The 6,434-nt window shown below is 70.2% G+C and carries 7 protein-coding genes; 4 read left to right on the top strand and 3 right to left on the bottom strand.

From position 1 onward, the window contains the following. Nucleotides 1-243: 243 nt before the first annotated feature. Nucleotides 244-645, top strand: coding sequence for a hypothetical protein (locus LQ326_RS37530; RefSeq protein WP_234543545.1), 402 nt, complete (start codon nucleotides 244-246; stop codon nucleotides 643-645). Between the two features lie 702 nt (nucleotides 646-1,347). Beyond that, the gene (locus LQ326_RS37525) at nucleotides 1,348-1,773 is read left to right on the top strand and encodes a YrdB family protein (RefSeq protein WP_234543544.1); all 426 of its coding nucleotides are present in this window, start codon (nucleotides 1,348-1,350) and stop codon (nucleotides 1,771-1,773) included. 487 nt (nucleotides 1,774-2,260) lie between these two features. On the opposite strand, the gene LQ326_RS37520 is transcribed toward LQ326_RS37525, so the two are convergent. Then, entirely contained in the window at nucleotides 2,261-2,965 is a 705-nt protein-coding gene (locus LQ326_RS37520; RefSeq protein WP_234543543.1) for an SDR family NAD(P)-dependent oxidoreductase, read from the bottom strand. A 92-nt stretch (nucleotides 2,966-3,057) separates the two neighbouring features. Here LQ326_RS37520 and LQ326_RS37515 point away from each other — a divergent pair, with 92 nt between their 5' ends. Beyond that, nucleotides 3,058-3,417, top strand: a complete 360-nt coding sequence (locus tag LQ326_RS37515; protein WP_234543542.1) for a winged helix-turn-helix transcriptional regulator — start codon at nucleotides 3,058-3,060, stop codon at nucleotides 3,415-3,417. A gap of 102 nt (nucleotides 3,418-3,519) precedes the next feature. Here LQ326_RS37515 and LQ326_RS37510 read toward each other — a convergent pair whose 3' ends face one another. Next, the gene (locus tag LQ326_RS37510) at nucleotides 3,520-4,038 is read right to left on the bottom strand and encodes a DoxX family protein (protein WP_372497052.1); all 519 of its coding nucleotides are present in this window, start codon (nucleotides 4,036-4,038) and stop codon (nucleotides 3,520-3,522) included. Nucleotides 4,039-4,432: 394 nt separating this feature from the next. After that, on the bottom strand, nucleotides 4,433-5,422 hold the full coding sequence (ku, locus tag LQ326_RS37505) for a non-homologous end joining protein Ku (RefSeq protein ID WP_234543541.1): 990 nt from the start codon (nucleotides 5,420-5,422) through the stop codon (nucleotides 4,433-4,435). 52 nt (nucleotides 5,423-5,474) lie between these two features. On the opposite strand from ku, the gene ligD reads away from it, so the two are divergent. Beyond that, entirely contained in the window at nucleotides 5,475-6,356 is an 882-nt protein-coding gene (ligD, locus tag LQ326_RS37500) for a non-homologous end-joining DNA ligase (RefSeq protein ID WP_234543540.1), read from the top strand. The last annotated feature ends 78 nt before the right edge of the window (nucleotides 6,357-6,434 follow it).

Raw genomic sequence — 6,434 nt, 5'->3', positions numbered from 1 at the left:
TCCCGACCGGGGCGGCGCGCCTGGTGGGGCTGGGCAACGCCACACGTACGTAAGTGCCGGACCGTTCCCGGTGCGACCAGCCGTCCCGCGCACGACCTCGTACGACGCCCCCCGAGAGCAGCGCTACCTGGTCACTCTGCAATCCCGTCAAGAACCCGAAGGGTGTCACCCGACAGATCACGAAAGGTGATCGCGTTTCCGGGTCCGCCTGAGGCACCGACCAGATCCGACCAAAGGAGAGAGATGCTGATCCGCTCACGCCTGGCACGGTTTACCGCAGCGGCCGCCGTCGCCGTCGGGGCAATGACCGCCTCGACCGCGACTTCGGCGTCGGCAGCGCCGGCTGCCTTCCCCATCGACACGAACGAATGCCCCAGCCAGTATTTCTGCGCCTGGCACGTTCAGGACAATTCCTACTCGGAGATGTGCAAGTGGAAGGACGATGCTTACTCCTGGAACAACTGCTCGTGGGTGGCGGACGGGAAGTTCACGTACGCCGTCTACAACAACGGAACTTCGGGGCTGGGAGTGACGATGTACCGGCAGGCCGGCTACGTCAGCGCCATTGGCGGCTGCGTCTCGAGGCACGAGTTCGTCCGTCTCGCGAACAACTACAGCCCTCTTTCGTCCAAGTGGAACTGCTGACCCGTACGCCGGGGAGGAACGGTCCGTAACGGGCAAGCGGATCTCGTACACGGTGGGCCTGACTCACCGGCATCGGCTCCATGGCGTCGTGGACGGACATGGATTCGGGGCCCGCCACCACTCGCCGAGTGAGTGATGGCGGGCCCACGCCTCCGCGGCCACCGCGGCCACCGCGGCCACCGCGGGCAACACGACCACTGAACCGTCCTTGTCACGGACGATCTCGATGGCCACGTCCGTCGCGCGACCGGCGACCGTGACGCCGTCGCCCAGCTTGTGAATCCGGTGTGCCGCGCGCATCAGGCGATCGCCTTCCCCGGTCGTGAAGACGGGCGTCGGACCGTCTCGGGGAGCGCCCGAGTTCCGCATCAAGCTGTCCAAGGACGGTGTTGAGGCACGCGGGCCTGCCCGGGGAGTTCGGCCGGCACGAGCGCCGGATCCGTGCCGATCTGTGCGACTCGTCCTCGGCCGTCGCCGCATCGCATCCGCTCCTCGAACGCGGAAAGGGGCCGGAAAGCAGAGCCGTAACGACGCCGCTCGCCCGCACACATGCGGTGAATGCGTGAGCCCTTGCTGTCAAGGCGGTAGGTCCCCTGGCGCTGGTGACGCTGCACGTTTGCCAGCGCTGCGCAGAAATGTCTCGACGACCTTCCGCTCACCCGGCCGTGTCATGCTGGGCGCGCCGAGCAACGGGAGGATCGGATGGCAGGGGACACCGGTGGTACGGCCGGGTTCGGGGCGCGGCCCTGGTACGGCGCCAACGAAGTCCTGGCGTTCTTGATCGAGCTCGCGACGCTGGGCTTTCTGGGCTGGTGGGGATTTGGTGCGGGGCATCAGGGCGCTCTCCGGATCCTGCTCGGCGTGGGAACACCGCTGCTGGCCTGCGTGGTCTGGGGGTTGTTCGCCGCGCCCCGGGCCCGGCTGCGGCCGCGGCTTCCGCTGGTGCTGATGGTGAAGGCGCTGGTGTTCGGCGGTGGTGCCGCCGCTCTGTACGGGGTGGGTCATCCCGTCGCGGCAAGTGCCGTCGCTGTCGTGACGTTCGCCAACACGGCGGTGGCCGAGATCTTCCGTGCCGCCCCGCCGAGCGTGGTGCCCGCCGGGGCTCACGCTCCGAACAACCACGGCTGACGGGGCATTGCCGCCCTTGGCGTCCACAGCGAGCCGCCCTCCAACGGCGGTGGCCGCTCAGCCTCGCCGTGTGATGCCCCTCCGCCCGCGGCCCCGACGCCGCCGGGCCGCGGCCTGCTTCGCGACCTGCTTCGCGGAGTGCGGAACCGTGCGGGCCGACGAGACGACCTCACTGGGCGACGGTGCGGCGGAGCGGACACGTTCGAGGAGCAGCCGCCTGCCGTGAACGGTCAGTCGGCCATGACGGGGGAGACACTAAGGCCCCGCGTGCGGTGAAGATCCGACACCTCCATGGCACGCGGGGCCTTCGCTGGGCGCTGTCGTTCGGGTCGGGCCGGCTGTGCGGTGCCTCGCCTCTCGACCGTCCCGAGCGGGGCTTGGTGCGGGCAGCGGCAAGGCGGCGGGGGACGACAACGCCGCCGGGCCCCTCGGGGGATGCGGGCCGAGCCCCGCGACGCGGGACGAGCCGAACGACAGGGCCTCGGACTCAGGCGGACTTGTGGCGGGCGCCGCCCTCGACGTGGATCGTCTCGCCGGAGACGAAGCCCGCGCCAAGGAGCCACATCACCGTGTCGACGACGTCGTCGGCCTCGCCGTGGCGTCCGGCGAGGGTCCCGGCCGCGCTCTTGCTCAACAAGGCGGACTTGCTGTCACCCAGGCGATCCCATGCGCCCGAGTCCACGACACCGGGCGAGACGGCGTTGACCCGTACCGGCGCCAGATCCGCCGCCAGGTGGCGCGCGGCGTACTCGACCGCCCCGTTCGTGACCCCCTTGACGAGTGAACCCGGCCCGGGGCGCCAGCCGACCACACCGGAGAACAGCACCATCGACCCGGTCGGCCGCAGCACCGGCGCGAAGTGCTTGGCGACCAGCATCGGGCCGATCACCTTCGCCGTGAACGCGGCCAGCAGCCTGTCGCGATCCAGCTCGGTCGCGTGAACGTCGTGCGGCGCAGAGCCGGTCGTCACGATGTGGTCGATTCCGTCCTTCAGCCGCTCCGCCGCGGCCGCGAGCGTCGACTCGTCCTGCAGATCGACCCGCACCGCGGTGGCGCCGATCTCGCGCGCCAGCACGTCGGCCGCGGCCAGATCGCGGGCCCCGACGACGACGTCGTACCCGTCCTTCACCGCACGCCTCGCGACGGCCGCGCCCAGCGCCCGTGCACCGCCGATGACCAGGATCCGCTCCATGCGTCTCACTCCCTCTCGTAGGATCGGGTGCCACGGTATGGATTTGATACCGGTATCTTCAACGGAACCAGGAACAGCGGACGGGAGCAGCGATGGGCAAGGCGTACAACGTGATGGCGGCGACCTGCCCGAGCCGCACCGTGCTGCACCGTATCGGCGCCCGCTGGACCGTGTTCGTCGTCAACGCCCTCGACGACGGACCCCGCCGGTTCACCGAGCTGAAGGGGTACATCCAGGGCATCACCCCGAAGGTCCTGACCGAGACCCTGCGCTCCCTGGAAGCCGACGGCCTGATCAGCCGCCACGAGTACGACGAGAACCCGCCCCGCGTCGAGTACGCCCTGACACCGCTGGGCCGCTCGCTGCTCATCCCGCTCCGCGCCGTACGGCTCTGGGCCGAAGAGCATGTCCCGGACATCGAGGCGGCCCGAGCCCGCCAGGAGATGCCCTGATGAACGTGACGGCCGCTCTGGAGTCTCGGCGCGGCAGGGCGCCGGCCGGCCCACCGGTCCTACTGCTCGGACAAATACCCGGATAGCCAGACCTTCGGACAGTCAGATACTCAGCGCGATCGCGGCACCGATGCCGCCCAGGCCGAGTGCGACGGCGGCCGCGAGCCAGCCGCCCGAGCGCCAGGGGAAGAACCGGTCGAGGGCCAGCCGGCCCGGGCCGATGGCGGCGATGGCGAGGGCCACGACGCAGATCGCGACGTTGTACTCGACTCCGCCGTCCTGGCTCCACAGGCCGTGGGCACCACTCACGGTCACCATGGCGTTGATCATCACGCCGATGACGGCCGCGGCCGCCAGCGGGGTGAGCAGTCCCACAGCCAGACCGAGGCCCCCGCAGAGTTCGGAGAGGCCTCCGATCAGGGCGAAGACCTTGCCCGGGTGGTAGCCGAGGGCATCGAAGCCCCTGCCGGTGGCCGCGAGGCCCGATCCTCCGAAGACGCCGAAGAGCTTCTGCGCCCCGTGGCCCGCCATCAGCAGTCCGAAGGTCAGCCTGAGCAGGAGCAGTCCGCAGTCGGCGGCGGACAGCAGGGGGGCCGTGCCGGGGGCATGCCTCCCCTCCAGCGGGGCCGAGGCGGCCCCGGCCCTGTCGGCGAGCCTTCGGCCCTCCGGCACGGGGGCGCGTACCCGGGTCTGGGGCAGATGGAAGTTCAGTGCACGCATGACGATGCCTTCACAGGTGGGGAGATGCTGTCCGGGTGTCCACCCGCCGTGCGGCGGGGCTTCCCCTGCCACCCAGCATTGCGCGACGTTCGCCCCATATCCACCGATTTGTTGAAATATGCACTATTTCGATCGGTGATAACCAACGTTCGCGGGTCGGCTACTGCCCGGCGGTGCGGCAGAAGGCCCCGGGAGCCGTGGGCCGTGGGCCGTGGGCCGGGGGCCAGCACCGATCGGCGTACAGGGTGCGGATCTGACAGCGGCCGGCGGATGCGGGGTCCGACCGGTGCCGCTTTCACGCGGAGCGGTTGCGCGAAGAAGCCGTCTTCCTGGCCTGCGTCTTCTTCGCGGTCGACTTCCTGGCCGTGGATCTCTGGGCCGTCGCCTTCTCCGCCGTCGTCGACTTCTTCGCCGCCGTCTTCTTCGCGGCCGGTGACTTCTTGGCCGCGGTCTTCTTCGCCCCGGCCGCCGGCTTCTTGCTCGGCATCGGGGTGACTTCCGCTTCCTCGCCTCTCGACTCCTTCGCCGCCCGCACGCTCTTCTCCAGGGCCGCCATCAGGTCGAGGACCTTGCCGCCCGCCGCCGGGGCCGGGGCCTCCGGCGGGGTCTCACCGGCCGCCTTCGCGGCGATGACCTCTTCCAGTGCCTCCCGGTACTCGTCGTGCAGGTCCTTGAGGTCGACCTCGCCGAGGGTGTCCATCAGGGCGTCCGCGAGGTCGAGTTCCTTGTCGCGGACGGTGACGTCCACATCGGGGGCGACGCCCTCGGGCGCGCGGACCTCGTCCGGCCAGAGCAGGCCGTGCATGGCGATGGCGTCGCCGACCACCCGGAGCATGCCGAGGCGTTCCCGGCCGCGCAGCGCGTACTTCGCGATGGCCACCTTGTTGCTGCGCTTCAGGGCCTCGCGCAGGAGGGTGTACGGCTTCGCCGCGGGGGCGCCGGAGGCCGCCAGGTAGTACGCCGCGTCCATCTGGAGCGGGTCGATCCGGTCGGCCGGGACGAACGCGACGATCTCGATCGTGCGGGCGGTGGGGATGGGCAGGTGGGAGAGATCGTCGTCGGTGACCGGGATGATCGAGCCGTCGGCGTCCTCGTACCCCTTGCCGATCTCCGACTGGGTGACCTCGCGGTCCTCCAGTTCGCAGAACTTGCGGTAGCGGATGCGGCCGTTGTCCTCGGTGTGGACCTGGCGGAAGGAGATCGAGTGGCTCTCCGTGGCGTTCACCAGTTTGATCGGGATGGTGACGAGCCCGAAGGAGATCGCGCCGTTCCAGATGGATCGCACGTGCGGCTGCCCTCCGTCCGGTTCAGATGCCTTTATATGAGATTGTCATCTTATGACGCCGATCACGGAGGTGGACGGGCGAAGGGTCGTGCTCAGCAATCTGGAGAAGGTGCTGTATCCGGCGACCGGGTTCACCAAGGGCGAGCTGCTGCACTACTACGCGACGACGGCCGGGGTCCTGCTGCCGCACCTGCGGGACCGGCCGGTCTCGTTCCTCAGGTACCCGGACGGTCCTGACGGCCAGGTGTTCTTCGCCAAGAACGTGCCGCCGGGTACGCCCGACTGGGTCACGACCGCCGAGGTGCGCCGGTCGGAGGGGGCGGCCCGGATGGTGCTGGTGCAGGACCTGGCGAGTCTGATGTGGGCGGCGAACCTGGTCGCCGAGTTCCACACGCACCAGTGGCTGGTGCGGACGCCGGACGAGGCGGACCGGATCGTCTTCGACCTTGATCCCGGCGCGCCGGCGACGGTGGTGCAGTGCTGTGAGGTCGCGCTGTGGCTGCGGGAGCGGCTGGCGGCGGACGGGATCGAGGCGTACGCCAAGACGGCCGGGTCGAAGGGGCTGCATCTGCTCGCGGCGGTGCGGGGGGCGTCCAGCGAGCGGGTGAGCGAGTACGCGAAGGGGCTGGCGGTGGAGGCCGAGCGGGCGATGCCCCGGCTGGTGGTGCACCGGATGACGCGGAGTCTGCGTCCGGGGAAGGTGTTCGTGGACTGGAGCCAGAACGCGGGGCGGAAGACGACGGCCACGCCGTACACGGTGCGGGCACGGCGGGAGCCGACGGTGTCGGCGCCGGTGACGTGGGAGGAGGTCACGGAGTGCCGGGCGGCGGACCAGCTGGTGTTCCGGGCCGGGGACATCGCGCCACGCGTCCAGGACCACGGGGATCTGCTGGCTCCGCTGCTGGACGCGAAGCACGCGTCGGCCCTGCCCTGAACACGGCCGGCGCCGCGAACACGGCCGGCGCCGCGAACACCGCAGATGTCGTCAACGCCGCCGACACCGCCAGCACCG

Origin of the sequence: Streptomyces shenzhenensis (assembly GCF_021462265.1) — a bacterium.
Classification (GTDB): domain Bacteria; phylum Actinomycetota; class Actinomycetes; order Streptomycetales; family Streptomycetaceae; genus Streptomyces; species Streptomyces shenzhenensis.
Note: the sequence above shows the minus strand (reverse complement) of the source record. Positions and strands in the feature narration are given on the sequence as shown.